The sequence below is a fragment of the Bradyrhizobium sp. CCGB01 genome, assembly GCF_024199795.1.
Taxonomy (GTDB): domain Bacteria; phylum Pseudomonadota; class Alphaproteobacteria; order Rhizobiales; family Xanthobacteraceae; genus Bradyrhizobium.
Genome location: NZ_JANADK010000001.1, coordinates 8,197,687 through 8,220,610 on the forward strand (window position 1 = coordinate 8,197,687; position 22,924 = coordinate 8,220,610).

At 64.8% G+C, this 22,924-nt stretch carries 20 protein-coding genes; 7 read left to right on the forward strand and 13 right to left on the reverse strand.

Annotation, left to right across the window (positions count from 1 at the left end; all coding sequences use genetic code 11):
* Window positions 1-78: 78 nt before the first annotated feature.
* Window positions 79-396 (reverse strand): hypothetical protein, encoded by a 318-nt coding sequence (locus NLM25_RS38540; RefSeq protein WP_254123136.1) that lies wholly within the window; start codon window positions 394-396, stop codon window positions 79-81.
* A 126-nt stretch (window positions 397-522) separates the two neighbouring features.
* Between NLM25_RS38540 and NLM25_RS38545 the strand changes: the two genes are divergently transcribed.
* Both NLM25_RS38545 and NLM25_RS38550 read left to right on the forward strand, forming a co-directional pair.
* Window positions 523-1,431: a PaaI family thioesterase gene (locus NLM25_RS38545; RefSeq protein WP_254140357.1), complete on the forward strand. Its 909-nt coding sequence runs from the start codon at window positions 523-525 to the stop codon at window positions 1,429-1,431.
* 68 nt (window positions 1,432-1,499) lie between these two features.
* Window positions 1,500-1,865 (forward strand): hypothetical protein, encoded by a 366-nt coding sequence (locus NLM25_RS38550; protein WP_254123138.1) that lies wholly within the window; start codon window positions 1,500-1,502, stop codon window positions 1,863-1,865.
* On the opposite strand, the gene NLM25_RS38555 is transcribed toward NLM25_RS38550, so the two are convergent.
* The 6 genes from NLM25_RS38555 to NLM25_RS38580 all read right to left on the reverse strand — a co-directional run bounded on the left by NLM25_RS38555 (window position 1,866) and on the right by NLM25_RS38580 (window position 8,672).
* The gene (locus NLM25_RS38555) at window positions 1,866-3,026 is read right to left on the reverse strand and encodes an SCO family protein (protein WP_254140358.1); all 1,161 of its coding nucleotides are present in this window, start codon (window positions 3,024-3,026) and stop codon (window positions 1,866-1,868) included. It abuts the gene before it with no gap.
* Between the two features lies 1 nt (window position 3,027).
* Window positions 3,028-3,843: a HEAT repeat domain-containing protein gene (locus NLM25_RS38560; RefSeq protein ID WP_254140359.1), complete on the reverse strand. Its 816-nt coding sequence runs from the start codon at window positions 3,841-3,843 to the stop codon at window positions 3,028-3,030.
* 24 nt (window positions 3,844-3,867) lie between these two features.
* Entirely contained in the window at window positions 3,868-5,097 is a 1,230-nt protein-coding gene (locus NLM25_RS38565; RefSeq protein WP_254140360.1) for a tyrosinase family protein, read from the reverse strand.
* A 196-nt stretch (window positions 5,098-5,293) separates the two neighbouring features.
* Window positions 5,294-7,030, reverse strand: a complete 1,737-nt coding sequence (gene poxB, locus NLM25_RS38570; RefSeq protein ID WP_254140361.1) for a ubiquinone-dependent pyruvate dehydrogenase — start codon at window positions 7,028-7,030, stop codon at window positions 5,294-5,296.
* Window positions 7,031-7,111: 81 nt separating this feature from the next.
* Window positions 7,112-7,744 carry a 2-dehydro-3-deoxy-6-phosphogalactonate aldolase gene (locus NLM25_RS38575; protein WP_254140362.1) on the reverse strand — a complete coding sequence of 211 codons (633 nt, stop codon included), beginning with the start codon at window positions 7,742-7,744 and terminating at the stop codon, window positions 7,112-7,114.
* A 13-nt stretch (window positions 7,745-7,757) separates the two neighbouring features.
* Window positions 7,758-8,672 (reverse strand): 2-dehydro-3-deoxygalactonokinase, encoded by a 915-nt coding sequence (locus NLM25_RS38580; RefSeq protein ID WP_254140363.1) that lies wholly within the window; start codon window positions 8,670-8,672, stop codon window positions 7,758-7,760.
* Between the two features lie 240 nt (window positions 8,673-8,912).
* On the opposite strand from NLM25_RS38580, the gene NLM25_RS38585 reads away from it, so the two are divergent.
* Both NLM25_RS38585 and NLM25_RS38590 read left to right on the forward strand, forming a co-directional pair.
* A complete protein-coding gene (locus NLM25_RS38585) occupies window positions 8,913-10,010 on the forward strand; it encodes an LLM class flavin-dependent oxidoreductase (protein WP_254123142.1) in 1,098 nt (365 codons plus the stop codon).
* Window positions 10,011-10,067: 57 nt separating this feature from the next.
* Window positions 10,068-10,622: a flavin reductase family protein gene (locus NLM25_RS38590; protein WP_254140364.1), complete on the forward strand. Its 555-nt coding sequence runs from the start codon at window positions 10,068-10,070 to the stop codon at window positions 10,620-10,622.
* A gap of 1 nt (window position 10,623) precedes the next feature.
* On the opposite strand, the gene NLM25_RS38595 is transcribed toward NLM25_RS38590, so the two are convergent.
* The 5 genes from NLM25_RS38595 to NLM25_RS38615 form a co-directional block, all read right to left on the reverse strand.
* Window positions 10,624-12,024 (reverse strand): FAD-binding protein, encoded by a 1,401-nt coding sequence (locus NLM25_RS38595; protein ID WP_254140365.1) that lies wholly within the window; start codon window positions 12,022-12,024, stop codon window positions 10,624-10,626.
* 172 nt (window positions 12,025-12,196) lie between these two features.
* Window positions 12,197-13,084: a LysR family transcriptional regulator gene (locus tag NLM25_RS38600; protein ID WP_254140366.1), complete on the reverse strand. Its 888-nt coding sequence runs from the start codon at window positions 13,082-13,084 to the stop codon at window positions 12,197-12,199.
* Between the two features lie 123 nt (window positions 13,085-13,207).
* Window positions 13,208-15,058: a sigma-54-dependent Fis family transcriptional regulator gene (locus tag NLM25_RS38605; protein WP_254140367.1), complete on the reverse strand. Its 1,851-nt coding sequence runs from the start codon at window positions 15,056-15,058 to the stop codon at window positions 13,208-13,210.
* Window positions 15,059-15,153: 95 nt separating this feature from the next.
* A complete protein-coding gene (locus NLM25_RS38610) occupies window positions 15,154-18,459 on the reverse strand; it encodes a carboxyl transferase domain-containing protein (protein WP_254140368.1) in 3,306 nt (1,101 codons plus the stop codon).
* A 194-nt stretch (window positions 18,460-18,653) separates the two neighbouring features.
* The gene (locus tag NLM25_RS38615; RefSeq protein WP_254140369.1) at window positions 18,654-20,336 is read right to left on the reverse strand and encodes a methyl-accepting chemotaxis protein; all 1,683 of its coding nucleotides are present in this window, start codon (window positions 20,334-20,336) and stop codon (window positions 18,654-18,656) included.
* Between the two features lie 297 nt (window positions 20,337-20,633).
* Here NLM25_RS38615 and NLM25_RS38620 point away from each other — a divergent pair, with 297 nt between their 5' ends.
* Window positions 20,634-21,134, forward strand: coding sequence for a hypothetical protein (locus NLM25_RS38620; protein ID WP_254140370.1), 501 nt, complete (start codon window positions 20,634-20,636; stop codon window positions 21,132-21,134).
* 11 nt (window positions 21,135-21,145) lie between these two features.
* Window positions 21,146-21,619: a hypothetical protein gene (locus tag NLM25_RS38625; protein WP_254140371.1), complete on the forward strand. Its 474-nt coding sequence runs from the start codon at window positions 21,146-21,148 to the stop codon at window positions 21,617-21,619.
* A 142-nt stretch (window positions 21,620-21,761) separates the two neighbouring features.
* Here the strand turns inward: NLM25_RS38625 and NLM25_RS38630 are convergent, their stop codons facing one another.
* On the reverse strand, window positions 21,762-22,361 hold the full coding sequence (locus tag NLM25_RS38630; protein WP_254123151.1) for a TetR/AcrR family transcriptional regulator: 600 nt from the start codon (window positions 22,359-22,361) through the stop codon (window positions 21,762-21,764).
* A gap of 182 nt (window positions 22,362-22,543) precedes the next feature.
* Between NLM25_RS38630 and NLM25_RS38635 the strand changes: the two genes are divergently transcribed.
* Entirely contained in the window at window positions 22,544-22,921 is a 378-nt protein-coding gene (locus NLM25_RS38635; protein ID WP_254140372.1) for a tautomerase family protein, read from the forward strand.
* Window positions 22,922-22,924: the final 3 nt, after the last annotated feature.

Genomic DNA, 22,924 nt, shown 5'->3' on the forward strand with positions numbered 1-22,924 from the left:
CTCATGGTGAGGAGACCGCGAAGCGGTCGTCTCGAACCATCAGGCCGAGCGCGCGAGCCAACCTCCAAACCGTCGGCGTCAATTCTTCATCGCCGGAATCTCCTCCGTCGGCTGCTGCTGGCCCTGCCGGTACATCGCAAGTGCCTTGTCGAGTGCCTCTCGCAGCGCCAGCGCGGCGGCCACGCTGCAACGTAAGTGCGCGGTCTGGACCACGTCGACCCTGACGGCGGCGCCGACCGGCATCAGCAGGTTCGCAGCGAGCTCGATCTGGATCGCACCGTTGTGATGGCCGAAGCAGGATGCGCCGTCGAAATAGATGATCGGCGCCCGCTCCGAGCTCGAGCTCGAAATCGTGACGGGCCCCTGATTGGTCGCGGGCGTTTCGGGGTCGGCCATGGGCACTCCTTACGGCTAGTCGACGGACGAAGCGCCCACCATCGTTGCTTCGGCCCGCCCTGTCGAGGCCAAACCGGCCCCGTTCGGGGTTTTGCGCGACGCCCGACACTGGTCTACAACGTTGCCATGTCCAACACTCCGACCACCCTCCCGTTCGAGGAACTCGCCGAGGCGATCAAGGGCCGCCGCTCCGATTACGGCCATATCAGCGGGCTCCAGCTCGACCGCTTCGCACCCGCCGAGGCCTGGTCCAGCCTGCCCTACCGCCCCGTCTTCGTCGGCGACACCGACACCGGCGTGCTGCATGGCGGCGTCGTCACCGCGATGCTGGACGAGAGCTGCGGCATGGCGGTGCAACTTGCGCTCGACGGCACGCGCGCCATCGCAACGCTGGACTTGCGCATCGACTATCAGAAGCCGGCAACGCCCGGCCTCGACATCAAGGCGCATTCGGTCTGCTATCGCACCACGCGCTCGATCGCCTTCGTACGCTCCACCGCCTACCAGGAATCCGAGGACGATCCGGTCGCGACCGCGACCGCGTGCTTCATGATCGGCGCCAACCGCACCAACATGCTGGCGGACCGCAGGATGGATTCACGCAGCATCCCGATGCTTGAGGCGCCCGATGATCCGGACGGCCCGTTCGCGAGCAGCCCGTTCGCGCGCTGCCTCGGCATTCGCGTCAACGACGACGGCACGCTGACGATGCCGTTCTCGCCGAAGATCATCGGCAATCCGATCCTGCCCGCGATCCATGGCGGCATGACCGGCGCCTTCCTCGAGACCACCGCGATCCTCGGCGTGAGGCGTGAGCTCGGCATCGCCGCGCTGCCCAAGCCGATCGGGCTCACCGTTAACTATTTACGTTCCGGCCGCGCGCTCGACACAGTTGCCAACGTGTCGATCGTGAAACAGGGCCGGCGCATCGTCGCCTTCGAGGCGCGGGCCTGGCAGGACGATGCGAACAAGCCGATCGCCACCGCTTTCGGCCATTTCATGCTGCGGCCAACGCCCGGAAGCGACGAGGAATAGACGTATTTTCCCTTGACGGCCGGGGGCCGGGCCACAACGATAGCGCGTCCCTCACGAGAGGTATTGGGTTGCGGCATCCGCTCGACATCATCGCCATGTTCGCCGCGCTCTGGCTGCTGGCATCGATGGTGCTCGACGCACTGACGCCGAAGGAGCTGACTGCGGTGATGATCGGCATCGCGATCGGGCCCGCCATCGTCATCACCGCCGTGTTCTACTATCTGCGCTGCCCGCGCACCGATTTCGCCGTGATGTTCGCGGCGCTCTGGCTGATCTCCGACATCGCCATTGCGTTCATCTCGCCGACGCAGCTGCCGCATTTCCTGATCGCGCTCGGCTTCGTGCCCGCCCTGCTGATCGGCATCGTGCTGCACTGGCAACGCTTCCAGCACCGCCACGAGCGGCTGCCCGCGCCATCGGTGAAGCGCGGCTAGCTAGCGCAAGGCGCGATCATTCAACGTTTCGACCGCGCAGCTCACAATTTGCTCCTCGTCCCACTGGAGGCGCTCGAAAGCAACCGCGATCCGTCCCGCGGCATCAAGGATGTAGAGCTCTATGCGGTGACGGTTTACCAGCGACTCACCGAAATTGACGCCGAGCTCAAAATACTCCCGCAACGCATCATTGCCTTTGATGGCCCGTAGCATCCGGTGATCTTCATCCATACGTACAGCACGGTCCTTGCCGTAGACGCGTAACCGCTCGGCCCGATCGAACTCCGGATCGTACGTGATTGCGGCCGTGTGGATGCGCCTGGCGAGACCTTGCGCATCGAGCAATGCCTGGACGCGTGCAAGTTTTGTGACGTTGAGCGAGCACTTCAATGGATTATCACACCGTGTATAGAAGAAGACCACGATGGATGGGCAGCCGCTGAAGAATTCGACGAACTTCAGCAATTTCCCATCTTGATCCTGCATAATGATGGCGTCGATCGATTTGGACTCAAAGCGAGCAATCGACGTTCGGATCGAGGTATTTCTGCCTTCCGGCAAGCCACCGCAGCATGATCGAACGCCGTCGGCGGGCCCATGGATGACCTGCAGAGCCCGATCGAGATCGATTCGCCGCTTTCGTGACAGCCCGGGCTCAGCGCGCCAGCGCTCGAGCTGCGGCAGAACTGCCCGCGCGTTCGGACCGAGCCAGGCCAGAGTTGCCAGCAATTCGGATACCGCGCTCGTCCCGGTGGATGAGGTGGCGTACTCGCCGTAGCTCTCGAACGACATCGGCTCGTCATGGTATCGAATCTGGTTGAGGGCACGCACGACGAACGGCGCAAAACTTTCATTCGGTTGCGCATAGGAACGCAATGCCCGGGCGGCCGCGGCAACCAAGTAAGCATCGATACCCGTGTCGAGCTCTTCAAGCACGAAGATCAGCGCATGATCGGAGAGTCCGGAGCGCGCCAGCGCGAGCAAGATCCAACCTCGCATGCGTACGACGGTCGCCGTCCCTCGCCCGCCGTAGACGGGATGTTCTTCGCGCAGCAAATCAATGAGTTTCGCGCTGCGGAGCGGATCGGCGGCAAGCGCGTTGACTAGACCGGCGAACTCGTCTTCCGACATCGCGCGCGTTGCGTTGCCGGAGAACGCCATTTTACTGACCGTACTTGCTGAGGAAGCGACGCGCAGTCTGCTTGTATTTCGCTGGCGTCTTGGATGAATTGAAGCGATTGACGCTCTGCATCAGGGCCTTGTCCTTGCCGAGCGCAGCGTCGTCGCCGAATTGTTCCAGCGCGGCCAAGCTGGTGGCCTTGATATCCGCATAATCTGATTTGTCCTTCAGGATCTTGAGCGCCTGCTGTTGCAGCTTTTCCGGGTTCAGCGAATGCAATGCAGAGGCTGCGAGCTGCCGGTTCTCGCGCAACTCTTTCTTGTCGCGGAGCACCTTCTCGAACAGCGGCGCCGACTTCGCGTCGGCTGCGAGCAGACGTAACGCCTCACGCCTCGCCTCTTGGTTCGGTGGCTTCTTCACGATTGCCCGTGCGACCGAGTAGGCTTCCGTGTGCACATCATTGCCGAGAAGCTGAAGCGCCTTCTCGGGCGGGAGCAGCGCCTTGGCGGGATCCTTCAGACCGTTCAGAAGCTTCTTCTGCGCAAAGCCATCCTTGTTGCGCGTGAGAATGCCAAGCGCGCGCCGCCGCAGCTGCTCATGAGAATCCGTCGAGACTTCCCGCAGGGCAGCAATGTAGTCTGCATTAACCGATTCGAAGTTGGCAACACTGAACGCCGCCGCGCCGAGCGATTGCAGCGCGGCCATCCGCACCTCGATGGGCTTGCTGGTGTCGCACAGAACTTTCAGTCGGCGCTGAACATCGTCGGTGTTTTCCGCCACTTGAACTAGGGCCGGGGCACCAGCTATCTTCTTTCGGGTTGAGACCTTCCTTGCAACTTTCCGTTTCGTTGCCATCATCTCGTCTCCTCGCGCAAGAGCGCGCTAGACCTGTACATCATCATAGTTGAATCCCATGTTGGACGCCGCATTAACGACGCCGTGGTAATCGATACAGTCTCGAACACGCGGTTGCAGGCCCGGCGCCGCGATGTAGGGCGATGTTGCCAAGGGTCCGCCCGGTGCCGTCGATGGACGGGTGGGGTCGGTGGCATTGGTGATGCCGTTCCAGGGCCACATGGTGTCGTTCAGTCTGTGGCCCGGCCGACTGGTCGGTCTATCATCGAATGATGATGCGACTCCTGGGTCGAAGCGGCCGTTCTGACGTTGCCATTTTGCCCACAACCGATCGACGTTGCAGTGAAGCAGGAAAAACAGCGGGTCTTTTGCCGCGGTCGGTGGGTCGTGGATGGAACCGCCAAAGCTGATATGCGCGAGCCCGTGCGGGTCACCTTCCATGCTCCGGAACACGCGAAACTGATTGCCGAGTGCCAGCGTCTGCGCCTCATTCATAAGATTGGGCGGAGCCTGCGAGGTGGGAAAGTCCGGTCTGCGTTTGACCCCTGGCGTGTTGTCCGTTTGCCAGAATTCCAGCGGGTTGCCGTTGCGGAATTTCACGGTGCCATTCGCGTCGGACTCCCCGAGGAAGTCGCGTGTGAAAATGTTCGGAGCGGGTTGGTCGAAGCGCCAGTAGGGCAGTGGCACGCTCGGATCAATTGCTTGAAGCTCGCGCTCAAGGTCGAGCAGATAGGCGCGATGCCAGGGCAAGAAGCCAGGCGCGGCGTGCGCCTGGAAATAGCCGGGCTCCTTGTGCATGTTGTTGAAATCTGCGAATCGCCCGAGCCCCTGATTATTGAGCTTGGCGAACGCCGCGATGAACCGGTCGCGCTCACCATTGGTGAGATTGTTGGCGTTCTTGCGGATGCGCACCATCAGCGCGACAGTTCCGACCAGCGTGTTTCCCACGCGAGCCTCGATCTTGACGTCGCCGTTATGGATACTCGGCCGGCCGAACTTCCCGGCCGTGAAGAACGAAACCGTCGCGCCGCTTGTCGGGACGGTCAGCGTGAGAGTGCTCGCGAACGCTCCGGTTGTGCCGCTGCGGAACCTGACCGCGCCGCCATTTGCCGCCGATACACCGGCGATCCTTACGCTGACGGTTGGCGCATTGGTGCCGATGGGATTGGTCACACGAATCCGGCACGGAGACGGTGACCATGTAACGAACCGTGCCTCTGGAGCGATGCTGTTATTAATCTGCAGTTCGACGTCCATGATTATGCCCTCCCGAAGTCTGGACGGCCTAAACGGCATTCTCCGCGAGTAACGAATAAAACTACAACCCTGTTGTGCGAATAGCAAGGCGATCAGTCGTCGCAGGTCAGCTCTTGGCCCAAGGCCGAGAGGCTGCGTCCGCTTCACCGTCAACTTCCGAAAGCAAAAGGGACGCGACGAAGTATGAGTGCACGCCCTAGCGCGGCAGCAGGTTCGTCTTCGCGAGGTCGAGCACCTCGTCGCCGCGGCCGTTCATCACTGCACGCAAGACCCAGAGGCTGAAACCCTTGATCTGCTCGGGCGTGATGGTCGGCGGCATCGACAGCTCCTGCTTGGCGGTGACGACGTCGAGCAGCGCCGGCCCGTTGTGCGCGAGCATCTCCTTCATGGCGCCCGGGAGCTCGCCGGGATCTTCGACGCGCCTGGCAAAGATGCCCATCGCGCGCGCCATCGCCGCGAAGTCCGGGTTCTCCAGATCGACATTGGTATCGACGAAGCCCGCAGCTTTCATCTCCAGCGCGACGAAGCCGAGCACGCCATTGTTGAAGACCACCACCTTTACCGGCAGCTTCATCTGCGTCAGCGTGATCAGGTCGCCCATCAGCATGGTGAAGCCGCCGTCACCCGACAGCGAGATCACCTGACGACCGGGCTGCGAGGCCTGCGCGCCGATCGCCTGCGGCATGGCGTTGGCCATCGAGCCGTGCACGAAGGAGCCGATCAGCCGGCGACGGCCGTTCATGTCGAGATAGCGCGCGGCCCACACCGTCGGCGTGCCGACATCGGCGGTGAACACGGCATCGTCAGAGGCATGATCGCTGATGACCTTTGCCAGATATTGCGGATGGATCGGCTTAGCTCCCGGCGTGCCCTTCGCCAGCGAGTCCAGCCCTTCGCGCGCCTTCTTGTAGTGCGCGATGGCATCGTCGAGATGCTTGCGCTGCGTCTTGGACTTGAGCAGCGGCAGCAGCGCCTCGATGGTGAGCCCGACGTCGCCGACGAGGCCGAGATCGATCCTGCACCGCCGTCCCAGATTCTCCGGGCGGATGTCGATCTGCGCGATCTGGCAATCGCTGGGGAAGAATTGCTTGTAGGGAAAATCAGTGCCGAGCATCACGAGCGCGTCGCAGGCGTGCATGGCGGCGTAGCCCGAGGAGAAGCCGATGAAGCCGGTCATGCCGACGTCGTAGGGATTATCGTATTCGACATGCTCCTTGCCGCCGAGCGCATGCACGATCGGGCTCTTCAAGGTCTCCGCAAGCTGCATCAGCGGCGCGTGCGCGCCGGCACAACCGCGACCGCAGAACAGGGTGATGCGCTCGGCGCCGTTGAGGAGATCCGATAGCGCCTTCAGTTCATCGGCCTGCGGCACGACTTTTGGCGCCGCCAGCGCGAGCCCGCGCGTCGTCGACAGCGCGCGCTTGGGCGCGGCGCGGAAGGCGACGTCTCCGGGCATCGCGACGACCGCAACACCGCGCATTCCGACGGCTGCACGGATCGCGTTCTCCAGCACGAAAGGAAGCTGGCTCGCATCCGAGATCAGTTCGCAATAATGGCTGCATTCGCGGAAAAGGTCTTGCGGATGGGTTTCCTGGAAATAGCCGCCGCCGATCTCCGCCGAGGGGATCTGCGCCGCGATCGCCAGCACGGGGACGCGGCTGCGATGCGCGTCGAACAGGCCGTTGATCAGGTGCAGATTGCCCGGACCGCAGGAGCCCGCGCAGACCGCGAGGCTTCCCGTCATCTCGGCGTCGCCGGCAGCGGCGAACGCCGCGACCTCCTCGTGCCGGACATGAATCCATTCGATCGTGCCACGGCGGCGCAGCGCCTCGGTGATCGCGTTCAGGCTGTCGCCGACGATGCCATAGATGCGCTTGACGCCGGCCTGCTCGAGCGTTGCCACGAACAGATCGGCCACGTTGTTGATCGCCATGTCGGTCTCCTGATCTCACCGGTAGCAGCAAGATAGGATAACGCACGACCGCGACGCCATCACGGCTTGTTTATTGCGGGCTCAGTCTTTCGCAATCGCCCGATCATAGGCCGTGATCGTCAATTTCGCGCGAGAAGCCACATCGGCCGCCGACATGCCGGGCTTGTAGAGGCTGGAGCCGAGCCCGAAAGCGGTCACGCCGCCCTTGATGTACTCAGCAAAATTCTGATCGGAGACGCCGCCGACGGCGGCGATCATCACGCCGGCCGGCAGCACGGCGCGGATCGCGGCAATGCCGGAGGCGCCGAGCACGCTCGCCGGAAAGAATTTCAGGCCCGACGCGCCGGAGCGCGCGGCAAGCAGAGCCTCGGTCGGCGAGAACACGCCCGGCAACGTCACCATGCCGTGCTGGTGCGCGCGCGCCAGCACCTCGGTGTCGACATTCGGCGAGACCATCAGCTTGCCGCCAGCATCATTGAGACGGTCGACATCTGCAGCGGTCAGCACCGTGCCGGCGCCGATCAGCACGCCCGCCGACGCCTGCTTCACGGCGGTGGCGATCGAACGGAACGGATCGGGCGAGTTCAGGGGAATCTCGATCGCGGTCATGCCGGCCTCGATCAGCACGCCGACGATGGCTTCGGTCTCCTCCGGCTTGACGCCGCGCAGGATCGCGACCAGCGGCCGCTTCATCGGCGGAAAGGGAACGCTCATCTCAAAAATCCTTCTACTTCGTCCAGATCGCTGCAGCCGCCATCGACAGGCCGCCGCGGACGGCTTCATCGGCATCGATCGGCTGCACAGTGACCGACAGCGCATCGAAAGCGAGCCGGTACAGCATCGCGAGCCGCCCCGAGGCAATCAGCGTGATGCCTGTTTTCGGCACAGTGCCGGAGAGCCCCGCCGCCAGCTCGACGCCGATCAACGTGCCCGACAGTGTCTCGCGCGCGGCAGCCGGCGTGCCGCCGAACAAGAGCTGCCGCGACCGCGCGCCGAACAGGAGATTAGCCGCAAAGGCAGGCGCTTCGTACGCGGCTTTCACGGCCGCCTTGAAGCTCGCGACATCCTCGGCGTCGTCGGCGCCGGCGACCGCGAGCGACAGGATCGTCTCGCGCGAGACCACGCTGAAGAGCTCGCCCGTCATGAAGGTGGAAAAATGCGCGACCGTGCCATCCTTCACGCGCACCCATTTCGAATGCGTGCCGGGCATGCAGACCAGCGCCTCGCCGGCGGCATCAAAGCCGAGCGCGCCGAGCAGCTGTGTCTCCTCGCCGCGCATCACGTCCGGCGCCCTGGCGTCGCGCTGCGCGATACCCGGCAGGATGCGGACGTCGCGCACTTCGCCCGGCACGCGGGCGGCCTGCTTCAGGACCGCAGAGAGTGGCGCCGGCGTATCGACGTAGCCGGCCTCGACCCAGCCGGTCTTGGCACCGGCCATGCCGCAGACGAGGACCGGCAGATGCTCGGGTGCCTCGACAGCCGTGAGATGCGAGTGCAGCACGGCGGGGAAGCCGGCCTTGGCCGCGGCCAGCATGCCCTCGTTGCTGCGGCGCTCGGCCAGCACCTTCCCGGCGCGATCGATCAGCCAGAGCCGGAAGCTGCTGGTGCCCCAGTCCACCGCGACATAGGCGGGTTCGGTCATCTCGACTTGTATCCTCGTCTCACCGGCAAGACGCCGTCTCGCGACAATGAGACGGCTCCTTTCAAATCCGCCCCGGGATATCGGCTATTGCCGCCGCAAACCAGCCTTTTCTCGCGGGTCTGAGGCGCGAGATGCGCTGGCACACCGCTTGCGAAGCGGTGGCACACCGCTTGCTAAAGCCGTCTTGTTCAAGTCCAGGAACGCGCAACAAGACGCGTCAACATCAGATGAGGAAACCCAATGGAGATCGGCTATTTCACGATGCCTTCGCATCCGCCGGAATGCGGCCTGAAGGAAGGACACGACTGGGACCTGCAGGTCCTGCGCTGGCTCGACGAGCTCGGCTATCAGGAAGCCTGGATCGGCGAGCACCACACCGCGCCCTGGGAACCCAATCCCACGCCGGACCTGCTGATCGCACAGGCACTGATGCAGACCAAGCGCTTGCGCATCGGACCGGGCGGCTTCCTGCTGCCCTACCATCACCCGGCCGAACTCGCCAACCGCGTCGCGATGCTCGATCATCTCTCCGAAGGCCGGCTCAATTTCGGCGTTGCGGCATCGGGGCTACCGAGCGACTGGGCGATGTTCAACGTCGACGGCATGAGCGGGCAGAACCGCGACATGACCCGCGAGGCGCTGGAGATCATCCTGAAGCTTTGGTCTGATCCCGCACCCTTCACCTACAAGGGCAAGTTCTGGACGGTGACCAAGCCGGACACGATGTTCGACTTCCTCAAGCCTCACATCAAGCCGTTGCAGGCGCCGCATCCGCCAATCGGCGTTGCCGGGCTGTCGAAGAACTCGGACACCCTGAAGCTCGCCGGCGAGCGCGGCTTCATTCCGATGAGCCTCAACCTCAATCCGGCCTATGTCGGCAGCCATTGGGACTCCGTGGAAATCGGCGCCGCCAAGACCGGCCGCAAGCCGAACCGCGCGGACTGGCGGCTGGTGCGCGAGGTGTTCGTCGCCGACACCGACGAGGAGGCCTGGAAGCTCTCGACCGGCGACATGATGGGCCGGATGATGGGTGAGTACTTCTTGCCGCTGCTCGGCCATTTCGGCTTCAAGGACTATCTGAAGCACGCGCCCGATGTGCCCGACAGCGACGTCACCGTCGAATATTGCGCCAAGCGGAACTGGGTCGTCGGCTCGCCCGCGACCGTCGCCGAGAAGATCGAGAAGATCTACGACGAGGTCGGCGGCTTCGGCGTGCTCTGCGTGTTCGGCTTCGACTACAAGCACAAGCCGGAAGCCTGGCACCACTCGCTCTCGCTCCTGAAGAACGAGGTGATGCCGCGCCTGAAGCATCTCGGCTCCGCGCAGAAGGCAGCTTGACCCGAGGCGGGTGCGGCGCGAATCTGCCGCACCCGCATTCATTTCGGAGATTTCCGCGTGAGCGTCGACGCAAAGGATTTCAAGCAGGCCATGCGCCAATGCGCCGGCGCGGTCGCGCTGGTGACGGTCGGCGCCGAGCACGGCACGCGCACCGGGCTGACGGTGACGTCGGCCTGCTCGCTGTCGGACAATCCGCCGTCGCTGATCGTCTGCGTCAACCGCAACGCCAGCGCACATGCGCGAATCCGCGAGGAGGGCGCCTTCGCGATCAATTTCCTGCACGAGGATCACGCGGGGCTGGCGCTGACCTTCAGCGGCCAGAAGGGCGTCAACGGCGACGACCGGTTTGCGTTCGGGCAATGGACGCGCGGGGTGACCGGCGCCCCGGTGCTGACGGATGCGGTCGCGGCCTTCGACTGCGTGCTGGCCCAGGAGTTCGAGACGACAACGCATTCGATCTTCGTCGGCGAGGTCCGCAGCGCGTCGCATTCGGCCACGGCGAAACCGCTGGTCTATCTGCGCGGCCATTTTCATACCCCGCAGGAAATCCGTGAGACCGCGTCGCTCGGCGACCTCGATGCCCGTCATCTGAGCTGGACGGACTTCTCCTGATCTAGAACAGATCATATCCGGGCGTGAGAATGCCGCCCGGGTCGTGACGGTGCTTTGCCTCGCGCAGCAGCGGCCATCGCGGGCCGAAATGATCCATCCAATCCGGTGGCGACATCGCAAGCGCGCTGACCGGATACAGCATGCCGCCGGCGCTGCGAATGCGATCGTAAACTGCACGATTGCGCGCGACCTGCCGGTCCGCATTCGCCTTGTCTGGCGATGCCGGAATGCGGATGAGATTGAACGGGAAGACGACGGGTTCGTCGGGCAGCCTAAGCAGAGGCGTACGGCAGCTGCCCGTGAACATCGGATAGTAGGTGATCCGCCCGAACGGGCCGAGATCATCACTGTTCAACCCGGCAATGACCTTGTTGGCGACCGCCAGCGCGTTGCTGCCGCGTAGATAGGTCAGCAGCCAGGGATGCGGATTGAACCATTGGCCGTTTGACCGCAGCAGCTTCTCGAGCTTGGCAAATGCATTGGCGTCATCGCCGAAGGTCAGGTCGGAGACGATCTCGTGCTTGTCGGCCAGGCCCGCCAGCAAGGCCTTGTCGTCGGGAGGCGTGCTGCTGTCATAGAACACGCCCGCTTCCATCTGATAGCGCCAGCTGCCCGCGCCATCGGGCACGACAGCGCCCTGCAACTGATCGAAGCGCGCGTCGCCCAGGGCGCGCCGCTGATCGACGGTCAGTGAATCCAGATCGGTATAGTGCAGTAGATAACGCCTGACGCGTTCTGGTGCGCGCATCAATCGAAGTGTTGCTCTGGTGATGATGGCGCATTGCGCGAGCCCGGCCCGAACGGCATCGAAGAGCTCGGCATGCGCGGTCGGAGAGCAGGTCAGCTCCACACCCTCGCCGGTGACAATGTCGAGTTCCAGAACCTGGTCGGTCTGCAGACCGTGGCGAGACGAAGACCCGCCGATCCCGCCGACGGCGAGCGTGCCGCCGACGGACAGGCCAAGGTAGTTGGTCAGCACCGGCGGCGCGCGCCCTTTGGCCAGGGTCGCCTCCAGCACCGCGTGCCAGGTCGCACCGGCATCGACCACGACACGATCCGGTTCGACCCGGTGGATCGCCGTGAGCGCGCTGAGGTCCATTACGATGCCGTCTTCGGCCATGGCCCGGCCGTAAGTGGCATGCCCCTGCCCGCGCGCCGCAACCTTCAGCTCCTGTCGCCTTGCCCAGCGCAGGATGTCGGCGATCTCGGCGCTCGACCTGGGTTTGCAGACAACCCGTGGCTGCCTCTGAATGATGTGGCCAAAATCCTGCGCGGCGGCTGCGCGGGATTCCGCGTCGTCTAAAGGCAAGGTTTTGAGCGGCTGCGGCTCGGGCGAGCCCGGCGATTGTCCGGCAAAGGTGGCGGAAGCCAGCGTCGCGGTGACGCTGACGCCGGCGTGCAAAAGTGTCCGTCGATCGGGAGTCATGGTGCAGTCCTCCGCGCCCTCGCCGGGCGGATGGGCCCCTGCACCTCAATCTGCGATCGACCGCCCGCCGCGACAACTGGCGCATCGCGGGATAGACATTCCCGCTAATCGAGAGAATGGCGCGTCCCCGTCGCGCGCGTCGTTGCCGTCAAAGCCGCTCGTGCTTCAGCCTCTCCGCCAGGAGATCGACGAAGAGATGTGTCTTGGCAGGCGGTATCGCGCTTGGCGGAAACACGGCACGCACCGGCGTTCGCGGCGCCTCGAACGCCTCCAGCACGATTTCGAATGTGCCCTGATCGACGAGATCGCGGATCTGCCAGAACGGGCCATATCCGACACCGAGGCCATGACGGGCGGCGGTATGTGCAGCCGTCATGTTGTCGGTGTGAAAGCGGCCGTTCACCTGCACGGTCGCCGCGCTGCCGTCGATCTGAAATCGCCATATGTCGGCTTCGCCCCGACCGGTCCTGCGCAGGATGCATTGATGATTAGTGAGATCATGAGGGTGATGCGGACGGCCGTGAGACTCGAAATAGGCAGGTGCTCCGTAGACGACCGTGCGCAGCTCTCCCAACCGCCGGGTCTTCAGCGAGGAGTCCGGCAACTCCCTGATCCGGACGGCAAGATCAAAGCCATCGCCGACGACATCGACAGGCTGGTCCGACATGTTGACGTCGGCCTCGATTTGCGGAAAGCGCGCCATGAATTCGGCGACAACGGGCACCACATGGGTCGATCCGAACAGGACCGGTGCGGCAATCCGCAGAAGTCCAGAGGGCTCGACGCGCCGGTTTGCCGCTTCGAGACGCGCTTCGGTGATCTCCGTAAAGGCCGGCCTCACACGGCGATAGAACGCCAGCCCCGCTTCGGTCGCCACCGATTGCCGCGTGGTTCGCCGCACCAGTTCGACGCCGACGCTCTGTTCCAGAGCGGACAGTGCGCGGTTCACCGATTGCAATGACCGGCCCAGTTGCCGCGCGGCGGCCGTTTGGCTGCCGGCCTCGATGACGGCCAGGAAGACTTCGATCTCCTCCATCGAGCGCTCTCCTCTCTCGAACTCTCGGGACATATGTTCGGGGCGACGCGTTTGCCGCCTGATCCACGAGAATCGATCAAGAGCCGAGCGGCGGCCGGGTTCCGACAGCAGCCCGCGAGCTCACTAGAACGAGATCTTCAGTTGCTTGATCTTGCGATAGAGCGTGGCGCGGCTGAGCTTGATTGCGCGCGCCGCTTCAGTGACGCGACCGCCGTGCTTGCGCAGGGCCTCGACGATCGTCGCGCGTTCGGCAGCTTCGAGATCAGGCTCTGCCGGCCTTCCGCCGAATGGCGGCAGATCGAGATCAGTGTCCGCGATGACACCATCTTCCGCCGTGCAGCCGGCGAGCCGCAGCACGTGGCGGAGCTGGCGCATGTTGCCGGGATAGGGATAGGCCGCGAGCTGCGCCCAGGCCTCGGCCGAGAGCCGGCAGTTCGGCGCTTCCTCGCTCGCGATTTGACGGATGATGACGTCGCGGTCCGCGCGTTCGCGCAAGCTTGGCAGCCGTACCTCCATGCCGCGCAGGCGGAAATAGAGGTCGGCGCGGAAGGCGCCCTGCTCCGCCATGCGGCCGAGCTCGCGATGGGTCGCGCTGATCAAGCGGATATCGACGGGCACCGGCTTGAGCGCGCCGAGCGGCCAGACCTCGCGGTTTTCCAGCACGCGCAAGAGGCGGGTCTGCAGCGCGATCGGCATGTCGCCGATCTCGTCGAGGAACAGCGTGCCGCCGTCCGCCTGCACGATCAGACCCTTTGAGCCGTCGCGACGCGCGCCGGTGAAGGCGCCGGCCTCATAGCCGAACAGCTCGGCGTCGATCAGGCTCTCCGGCATCGCCGCACAGTTCAGCGCGACATAGTTGTTGCGCGCGCGGTTGCTCGCCGCATGGATCGCGCGCGCGAACACGTCCTTGCCGACGCCGGTCTCGCCATGCAGCAGCACGGGCAGATTGTGATCGCCGATGCTTCTGAGGCGTTTTACACTTTTGATCAAGCCAGGATCGCGACCGGCGAGACGATGCAGCGCGTCATAGCGATCGACAGGCGCGTCACGACGCGGCGCGGGTGACCTCGCACGCAGCGGCGGCGCGACATGGCCATGGCCCAACGCGCGGCCGTCGGCGCGGCGCAGCTCGACGATATCATCCGCACCGCGCGCCGCGTGATGGTCGAACTTGATATAGCGCGACAGGTCGATGCCGGATGCGATCAGGCCGTCGGTGAGACCCAGCAGCGCGCGCGCCGAACGGCAGGCGCCGACGATGCGGCGGTCGTCGTCATAGGCGAGCAGGCCGCTGCCGCCATCGCCGGGCACGGTGGCGATCCAGGCGTTGCGGAAATGGCTGCGGAAGATCGCGCCCTCCATCCGTCGCGTCGCCTCCATCGTCACCGCAAGCGCCAGCTGATGCGCGGCGCGTTCGAGATCCTCGCGGCACGAGGTGATGTTCACGGCACCGGCGAGACGGCCGGCCTGGTCGAACAGCGGCGCCACCGCGCAGGAGAACATGTGCCACTGCGCGCGAAAATGCTCGTCGCGATGCACCAGGATCGGTTTCTGCTCGGCGAGCGCCGTGCCGAGCCCGTTGGTGCCTTCGAAGGCTTCCGCAAAATTCGAGCCGGTGTAGATCTTCCAGTCCATGAATGTCCGCGCGTCGGCTTCGCCCGGCAGGCGGCTGAACAGCATGGTCGCGTTCGCATCGGCCAGATTGACGCAATAGCCGGCGTCACGCAGCACGCGGGCGAGATCGTCGAGCTCGGGCGTGAGCAGCCTGATGGTCTCCTCCATCGGCTCGGCGACATTGCGGACCTCCGCCTCGGTCAGCGTCTGCGGCGGGCCCTGGCGGGCGGGGTCGAGCTTGTGGCTGATCAGGCAGCGCCGCCAGGAATCGGCGATGCGCGACGAAGCATCGACGTCGGCCACGTGATTGGCGACGGACAAGACACGGGCGACATGGTTCGAGGCCGAAAGGCTGGCCATCGCGGACGTCTCCACCCTGTATTATTGTGCAAAGTCTGGCAGCACGGGCGGGGATGTCAATCGGGAACCGGGACGCAGCTATTGCTGCACCGCCCTCACCACGTGTCGATGCACGGCCGCTTCTTCTCCGTCCGCACCGGCGGCTTCGGCACCGACCGCAGACCCGCCATGATCCAGCGCCGCGTCTCGGCGGGGTCGATGACGTTGTCGATCTCGAACACGGACGCGATCGAGACCGCCTTGCCGTTGGCGTAGAGCTCGGCGACCTTGTTGCGATAATAGGTCTCGCGCTCTTCGGGATCGGCGATCGCCTCCATCTCCTTGCGGAAACCGAGGCGGACATAACCCTCCAGGCCCATGCCACCGAATTCGCCGGTCGGCCAGGCTGCGGTGAAGAAGGAGGCGTGGAAGCCGCCGCCGATCATCGACTGCGCGCCGAGACCATAGCCCTTGCGCAGCACAATGCCGAACAGCGGCACGGTGAGGCTCGCACCGGTGACGAACATGCGCGAGACGTGGCGCACGATCGCGGTCTTCTCGGCCTCGGGGCCGACCATGAAGCCGGGCGTGTCGCACAGCGAGACGATCGGCAGATCGAAGGCGTCACAAAGCTGGAGGAAGCGCGCGGCCTTGTCGCCGGCGTCGGCATCGATCGCGCCGCCGAGATGGCGCGGATTGTTGGCGATCAGACCGAACGGCTTACCCTCGATGCGGATCAGCGCGGTGATCATGCCGACGCCGTAATCGCGGCGCAGCTCCAGCACGGAATCCTTGTCCGCGACGAGATCGATCACGCTGCGGATGTCGTAGACGCGCAGCCGGTTCTCGGGGATGGCGCGGCGCAGCAGGCGCTGGTCGGCGGCCTCCCATTTCGTGACCGTGCCCTGGAAATAGGACAGGTATTTTTGCGCGACCTTTGTTGCCTCCTCCTCGTCCTCGACGAGGATGTCGATCACGCCGTTCGGGGACTGGAACGAGACCGGGCCGACCTCGGCCGGGTGATAGACGCCGAGACCGCCGCCCTCGATCATCGCCGGGCCTCCCATGCCGATCGAGGCGTTTTTGGTGGCGATGATGACGTCGCAGCAGCCGAGCATCGCGGCGTTGCCGGCAAAGCAGTAGCCGGAGACCACGCCGATCACAGGCACGAGGCCGGAGAGCTTTGCGAACTGGACGAAGGACGGGCCGTCGAGGCCGGTCATGCCGAGCCGGTCGGTGTCCCCGGGCCGGCCGCCGCCGCCTTCGGCATAAAACACCAGGGGGACGCGCCAGTCTTCCGCAAGCGTCAGCATGCGGTCGATCTTCTTGTGGTTCATGTGACCTTGCGTGCCCGCGAGCACGGTGTAGTCATAGGCCACGACGATGCAGCGGGCGGCGTCTCCGCCGAACTTCTCGGCGTTGACCGTGGCAACGCCCATCACGAGGCCATCGGCCGGCGTGTTCTTGATGAGATCGTCGAGCTTGCGGCGGCGGCGCTGCGCCGCAATCGCAAGGCTGCCATATTCCATGAACGAGCCGTCGTCGACGAGCTGTGCGACGTTCTCGCGCGCGGTACGCTGGTTAGTGTTGCGGCGGCGCTCGACCGAGGCCGGCCGGTTCGCATCGAGCGTATTGGCCTGGCGTGCGATCAGCTCGGCCAAATCGGGACGGATGTGGTCGAGGTCGACATCGGCTTCCGTTGCCGTGCTATCTGCCGCGACGTCGAGCGGCTCCAGATACATGATCGGCTCGCCATGCATCAGCGTGACGCCGTCGCCGGCAACGAGTTTTGTCACGCGCCCGCCCTGCTCGGCCATGACGAGATGCTCCATCTTCATGGATTCGATCACGGCGAGCTGCTGGCCCGGGCGCACGATCTCGCCTTCCTTCACCTGGATGGTGACGATGGTTCCTTGCAGGGGCGCTGCGACCATCACCGCGCCTTCGGGCACGGCTTGTGCGACGAGAGCTTCCGCGCCCTGGCCGCCGCTTCGCTCGGTCGCGGCAAAGTACAGTGGCTTGGCCGCGCCATCGGCCGCCTCGACGAGCTTGGCGATGTTGCGATCGATGAAATCGGTCGCGATGCGGTTGGTCCTGAAATCGGGATGCGCGAGCACGGCCTGGAGGAAGGCGATGTTGGTGACGACGCCGTCGATCCGGAATTCGCGCAAGGCGCGCGAGGCTTTTGCGACCACGTCGTGCCAGGCTTCGCCCGGCGTATGCACGATGACCTTGGCCAGCAGCGAGTCGAAGGCGGAACTGGTCTTGTAGCCGGCATAACCAAAGCTATCGACCCGGACGCCGGGCCCTGACGGCGGCTCGAATACCGCAAGCACGCCGCCGGTCGGATGGGTCGCGCCCGTTGCGTCCAGCGTCTCCATGTTGATGCGGAGCTGCATCGCATGGCCGCGCGGCTTCGGGATGGATGCCTGCGCGAGTCCGAGCGAGGCGAGCGTCGCGCCGGAGGCGACCGCGAGCTGGGCGCGGACGAGGTCGAGGCCGAGCACCTCCTCGGTGACGGTGTGCTCGACCTGGAGCCGCGGATTGGCCTCGATGAAGGCAAAGCTGTCCTCGGCGCTGCCGTCGACCAGGAACTCGAACGTGCCGAGATTGTCGTAGGAGGCTGCCGTCGCGAGTTGCCTCGCCGCCTCGATGATGCGGCCGCGCAGGGCCTCGCTCAACGACGGGCTTGGCGCCACCTCGATCAGCTTCTGGTGCCGGCGCTGAATGGTGCATTCGCGCTCCCAAAGGTGACTGATCGCACCGTGCTTGTCGCCGATGATCTGCACCTCGATATGGCGAGCCTGGCGGATCAGGCGCTCGGCGTAGACGCCGTCGAAGCCGAACGCGGCCTTGGCCTCGGACTGGCAGCGGGCATGGGCTTCCGCGAGATCCGCGGCGCTTTCGACGACGCGCATGCCGCGGCCGCCACCACCGGCCATCGCCTTGATCACGATCGCCGCATTGCTGCCGAGCGACGTGAAGAACGCCGTGATCTCTTCCAGCGACGATGGCCCGCTGGTGCCGACGATAACAGGCACGCCGCAGCGCTTTGCCAATTGCCTTGCCGCAACCTTGTCGCCGAACAGTTCGAGCGCGGCGGGCTTCGGCCCGGCGAAGGCGATGCCCGCATCGGCGCAGGCCTTGGCGAACGCGGCGTTCTCGCTGAGGAAGCCGTAGCCGGGATGCACGGCATCGCAGCCGGCGCTCTTCGCCGCCTTCACCACCGCGTCGATGTCGAGATAGGCCCGCGCGCCACGGCCGGGAATTTCGACGGCGTCATCGGCAACGCGCACATGCAGCGACAACGCATCGTCCGCAGGGTGAATCGCAACCGTCGCGATGCCGGCATCGGCCGCTGCGCGCGCGATGCGGATGGCGATCTCGCCCCGGTTGGCGATCAGGAGTTTCTTGAACGACATGCGGCGTCTCCATGCCGCGCAACGAAGCGCGGGTCGGCAGGTTCGATGGGTCCTGCTTCTTCAGTTTAGCCGCAGCCGTCAAGGGCGGGAAAGCCGGTCGTGACGACCGGTCCCGCGGGCCGGAATATCAATTGCCCGAATGCGCCGCGGCAAGGCGAATAATCCATGCCACGGCAGATGGTCTCAGTGCGGTATCAAGCCGCCCGCACGCCCGCAACGAAGGCGCTGACCTCGTTCTCGAGCGATTGCAGCTTCTGCGACAGCCGGCCGCTCGATTGCAGCACGAGGCCAGCGGCCTGGCCGGTTTCCGCCGTCGCATTGGTGACGCCGGAGATGTTTTGCGAGACCTGGTCCGTGCCGGAAGCCGCCTCCCGCACGCTGTGGGCGATCGCCTGCGTCGCGGCGCCCTGCTCCTCGACCGCGGCGGCGATCGACGAGGAGATCTCGTTGACCTCCATGATGGTCTTGCGGATGCTCTCGATGTTGCCGACCACCTGGCTGGTCTCGGCCTGGATCGCGGTGATCTGCGCACCGATCTCGTCGGTCGCCTTCGCGGTCTGGCTCGCCAGCGATTTCACTTCGCTCGCGACCACGGCAAATCCCTTGCCGGCCTCACCGGCGCGCGCCGCTTCGATCGTGGCGTTGAGCGCGAGCAGATTGGTCTGCGAGGCGATCTGGTTGATGAGGTCGATGACCTCGCCGATCTTGTGGGCGGCGGCGGCGAGCCCCTGCACGGTGTCGTTGGTGCGCTGACCGTCCGTGGCGGCCTTGTCGGCCACGCTTGCTGCCTGCGCGACGCGCTGGCTGATCTCGGTGATCGAGGACGACAGCTGGCCGGCGGCGGAGGCCACCGTCTGCACGTTGCTCGACGCCTGCTGACAGGCGGTGGCGACGAAGCTCGCGCGGTCGGTCGCCTTGTTCGCGGTCTCCGACATGCCTTGCGCGGCCTGCTGCATGGCGCGCGCCTCGTTGAAGACGTCGCGGACGACGGCCTGAACGCTCGCCTCGAACTTGCCGGCGAGATCGGCCATCGTCTTGCGTTTCTCGTCGTCGGCCCGCTGCTTCGTCTCCTGCTGCTCGGCATGCATACGGCCGACCGCCGACGCATTGTCCTTGAACACGGCAAGCGCCTTGGCGAGCCCGCCGACCTCGTCGCTGCGGCCAGTGTAGGGCACCTCGAACGCGCTGTCGCCGGCGGCAAGGCGCTCGGTCAGCGCGGTGATTTTCGCGAGCGGCCGGGTCACGCTGCGGCCGATCACGAAGGAGCAGGCGAGCACCAGCACCAGGACGACCAGACATATGGTGCCGAATGTCATCGCGTTCTGGCGAAAAACGGCGTCGACGTCGTCGAGATAAATGCCGGTTCCGATGATCCATCCCCAGGGCGCAAAGCCCTTCACATAGGAGATCTTCCCGACTGGCTGGTCGAAGCCGGGCTTGGGCCAGAGGTAGCTGTAAAAGCCCGCACCCTGTTTCTTGACGACGTCAACGAAGCCGACGAACAGCGCGTTGCCGGCAGGATCCTTCATCCCGGCGAGATCCTTGCCGTCGAGCTCGGGCTTGATCGGATGCATGACCATCTTCGGGGCCATGTCGTTGATCCAGAAATACTCGACCTTGTCGTAGCGCAGGCTCTTGATCTCTGCGATCGCGGCGGCCTGCGCTTGTTCGCGCGTCAGTTTCCCTTCGCTTTCGAGCTTCTGCTGATGCGCCAGGATGCCGTAGCCGACATCGACCATGTGCTGCGTCTTGGCCTGGCGGTCGGCGATCATCTGCGCGCGCAGGGTCGAAAGCGCGATCGGCGCCAGAGCGATCATGCCGAGGAGGCTGACGCCGACAATCAGGACCAGCTTGAAACTGATGCGGGAGAAAAACATCGGTGCTCGCAAGAATTGGAAGGGCTGATATGCCAGTTTATCCCGCGCCCCTTAGCAAAGCTTTAAGCATTCGGGTTCCCGAAACCCCGCAAAATTGCGCGGGGATGCCGCCGGCATGCTGCGCACGGCGTCGTGGGGCCGGCGAGGCTGGCCGCATCCAAGATGCGAGCTCTTCAAAACTAGAAGACCTCGATATCGCCCCTCCGCGCGTTGACTTGCAGAGGGCTCTGGCAGAACGATCGGCGCAGATCATCAGCGCCAGCTTTGGCGTGAGCGCAGCCAGAGGCCAGAGGCTCAATGCATCAATCGACATCGACAGGGTCCCTCGACCTTCCCGCGCTGAGCGCGGCGGAGCGGCTCTTCATCTGGGGATTTCGGGCCAAGGCACGCAGCGGAAGCGCCGTTCCGACCGCAGCCGATATCCAGCAGGTGTACGACCACTTTCGCGTCGGCGATGCCGTGCTCTCGCTGGAAGCCATCATCGAGATCTTTGCGTGCACGGCGCATACGGCCATCGAGGTGCACTGCCCGACTTGTCCGCGGATGTCCGACAGCGAGCACGCAATCCTGCGCGCGATCGCCGCGGCACAGCAGGAACGCATCGACGTCGCGCGCGAACAGTTCGAGAGCTGGTTGCCGCCGGTCGGCGCCGATTGGGCTCTCGCGCCCGTGCGGGGACTTGCGACGATCTTCCGCTTGGCCGGCCTCATCCTGCCCGACCGGCACGTTCGGTCTTTCGACCAGGACCGGACGATGGCGATGAAGAGCTGGCTGGTCGGAAGCCCCACATTGCACTGACGAGATCATTCATGCGCCACGATACGTGCGGTTCTGCGTCAGCCCAACAGACCGGCGAGTCGCGGCTCTGTCCGCTCCAGGCCGCGCTCGCGACGCGACCTGACGTCGAGAGCTACGATGATTTCTGCCGCGTCGCGCTGTCGCTGTTCCGATTCATCGGAGCTGCCTATGCCACCGGCGCCTCCGATTGCTGGGAAGCGGCCTATCGCTTCGCCGACGAGGCGCCTGATATTGCCGACAGTCCGCTGCTGGTGGCGCGCGCTGCCGCGCTCGTCCGAATTCTGCGCAGCGGCCGGCCGTGCGGGCTGTGCTTCATGCCGCCGTCGTGCCGGCGCCTGTCGAAGGACGAGGCGGAATTGATGCGGCTGCTGGCGGTCGCGCGCCGCAACCAGCCGGGCGAGCTGGAATCCATCGTCTGCCAGTTCGTCGGCTCCGGGAATGGCGATGCGGCGACGCGAGCGGTCAACGCGCTTGCCTTATGCTGATGCTTTGATGGGTTCTACTCGCATCTGAAGCCGCCCTGCGCTATCAAGATCGCCATGGAGACGCAGTGCTCGATGCGCTCCATGAAACCTCCAGACGATCCCGGCGCGACCACCGCTGGGATCGTCGTTCTCGTGCCTCGGCCTAGCCGCCCTTCTTCTCGAGCACGAGATCGATCGTGTGGGCGGCGATTTTACGAAGCTGGGATTCATCACCGAAAGCACGTTCGATCACGGCGAGGCCGCGCGTCACCGTGATGATGTGCAGCGCTGCGGCCGCAGGATTGCCGTTGAATTCGCCGCGCGCTGCGCCCGCCGACAACGTATCCTGAACCAGGACAGTGATGCGCGAAACGAGACTAGCAAACGCCTGGCGCGCATCTTCGTCCAGCCCCTCGCCTTCAGCCGCACCAAGCTCCATCAAGCCGCGCGTGGTCGGACATCCGCGCGGCGGTGTGCCGGAGCGGAAGTTTGTGATGGTCAGGTCGAAGAACGCGGTGAGGCGCTTGCGCAATGAGCCCGTGCCGAGCACCTTCTGCAGGGCAACGAGATAGTCGCCCGCATAGCGTTCATAGGCCTGGAGAAACAGTGCCTCCTTGCTGCCGAAGGCATTGTAGAGGCTGCCGCGCTGGACGCCGGCGTCGCGCGCGATGTCCGACAACGAGGTGCCGCGCACGCCCTTGCGCCAGAACTGGTCGAACGCGATGCGCAGGACGTCGTCATGGTCGAACTCGCGCGGCCTCAATTTTTACTCCTCTGCCCGGCAATCCGGGACCACCAAGATATTTGACACAGCGTCAAGAACATGATTTCTAGACACTGTGTCAAAAACCAGTTGGGATTGATAGCCCGTTTCGTCAATGGGCCGAACGGCCGGCGCTCGCATGCGCTCTGGCCGATCGCGCCCGCATGCAAAGGGACCAGCGAATGCCTCTCCTTCACATCTCGATGCGCGCTGGAAAGCCGGAAGCCTATCGACGGGCGATCCTCGACAGCCTCTATCGCGCCATGCGCGAGGCGCTGAACGTGCCCGAAGGCGACGAGTTCATGACCATCAGCGAGCATGACGCCTCGAACTTCCGCTGCGGCAATGCCTACGGCGTCAAGCGCAGCGACGACGCCGTGCTGATCCAGATCACCGTGTTCGCCTCGCGCACCCCTGAGCAGAAGAAGGCGCTGTATCGCCGGATCGCGCATCTGCTCGGCGAAAATCCAGGCATCCGGCCCGAGGACGTATTCGTCAACGTGCTCGATGCTCCCGCAGAGAACTGGTCTGTCGGACACGGCATCGCGCAATTCGCGTGAGGC